The sequence below is a fragment of the Agromyces sp. NPDC056965 genome (genome assembly GCF_042673425.1).
GTDB lineage: Bacteria > Actinomycetota > Actinomycetes > Actinomycetales > Microbacteriaceae > Agromyces.
Genome location: NZ_JBHURI010000159.1, coordinates 1 through 1458, shown reverse-complemented (window position 1 = coordinate 1458; position 1458 = coordinate 1). Strand labels below are relative to the sequence as shown.

Here is a 1458-nt window from a genome sequence, read left to right as displayed (position 1 = left end):
GCGCTTCGTCGTCGGCGGGCGTCAGGCGGATGCCGCGTGCACGTCGTCACCCGCCACGAAGCCGACGATGTCGGCGGCTGCGTCGGCGAGCGTGCGGAAGTGCCGGTTGGCGCCCGCGACCGGCACCTCGCCGTTGACGCTCCAGGTCGTCATGCCCGCGGCGAGCCCCGCGGCGACACCCGCCGGCGCGTCCTCGATCACCAGGCAGTCGCGAGGGTCGACGCCGAGACGACGTGCCGCGAGCAGGTAGGGGTCGGGCGACGGCTTGCCCGCGCGGGTCGCCAGGTTGTCGACGATGACCTCGGGCAGCGGCAGCCCGAGCCGTCGGAAGCGGGTCGTCACCCGCCGCTCGGCGTTCGACGTGACGAGGGCCCAGGCGTTCGGTTCGAGCGATGAGAGGAGCAGCGCAGCTCCGTCGATTCCGTGCAGCGGCCCGAGCTCGGCCTCGAGGTCTTCGAGCCGGTCGAACTCGGCGACGAGCGGAGCCGGGTCGCGCCCCGGCAGCACCTCGGCCACGGTCTCGATCGGCCGTGTGCGCATGGCCACCTCGTACACGAGCGCCGGGTCGAGGCCCGATCGCTCGGCCCACTCGTGCCAGATGCGTCGCTGGCCCGCCATCGCGTCGATCAGCGTGCCGTCGACATCGAAGAGCACCGCCCGATTCGCCCGCATGGTCTGCATCGTCCGATCATCTCAGGCGCGGCGCCTCAGCCGGTCACGGCCGTCGAGACGACGGGCGCCGGCATCGATCGGGTCGGCCGCGGGCGTAGCGTGGAGCCATGGATCACGGAGGCATTCCCGTCACGACCTCGGCCGAGCTCGAGGAGATCGTCGGCCGGCCGCTGCCCGCCGCCCGCGACAAGTCGCGCGATCGGCTGCACGACCTCGATCGACAGTGGCTCGCGGCATCCCCACTCTGCTTCATCTCGACAGCGGATGCCGCCGGCAACGCCGACGTCTCCCCCAAGGGCGACCCGGCCGGCTTCGCCCTCGTGCTCGACGACACGACGATCGCGATTCCCGAGCGACCGGGCAATCGCCGTGCCGACGGCTTCCACAACGTGCTCGAGAATCCGCACGTCGGGCTGCTCTTCGTCATCCCGGGTCGCGGCGACACGCTGCGCATCAACGGCCGCGGCCGTCTCCTCCGCGATGCGCCCTACGCCGAACGCATGCAGGTGCGCGGGCACGAGCCCCTGCTCGTGCTCGAGGTCGCGATCGACGAGATCTTCTCCCACTGCTCGAAGGCGTTCCTGCGGTCGCAGACCTGGAAGCCCGAGACCTGGGACCCGGCGGCCGCGCCCCGCCGCGCCGTGATCGCGCAGGCGCTCGAACGCCCGAACGAATCCGTCGAAGAGCTCGACGCGTACTACGGCCCCACGTACGACGCGAAGCTCTACGGCTGACGCGACGCGGCCGAGACGTGATTCGCACGACGCCGGCCCCGATCTCCCGGGG

Annotated in this window: 2 protein-coding genes; one reads left to right on the top strand and one right to left on the bottom strand. The window is 71.9% G+C overall.

Annotated features, from left to right (window positions below):
* Positions 1-21: 21 nt before the first annotated feature.
* Positions 22-681 carry an HAD-IA family hydrolase gene (locus ACFTQE_RS20095; protein ID WP_376926731.1) on the bottom strand — a complete coding sequence of 220 codons (660 nt, stop codon included), beginning with the start codon at positions 679-681 and terminating at the stop codon, positions 22-24.
* A gap of 98 nt (positions 682-779) precedes the next feature.
* Between ACFTQE_RS20095 and ACFTQE_RS20090 the strand changes: the two genes are divergently transcribed.
* A complete protein-coding gene (locus ACFTQE_RS20090) occupies positions 780-1406 on the top strand; it encodes a pyridoxamine 5'-phosphate oxidase family protein (RefSeq protein ID WP_376926730.1) in 627 nt (208 codons plus the stop codon).
* The last annotated feature ends 52 nt before the right edge of the window (positions 1407-1458 follow it).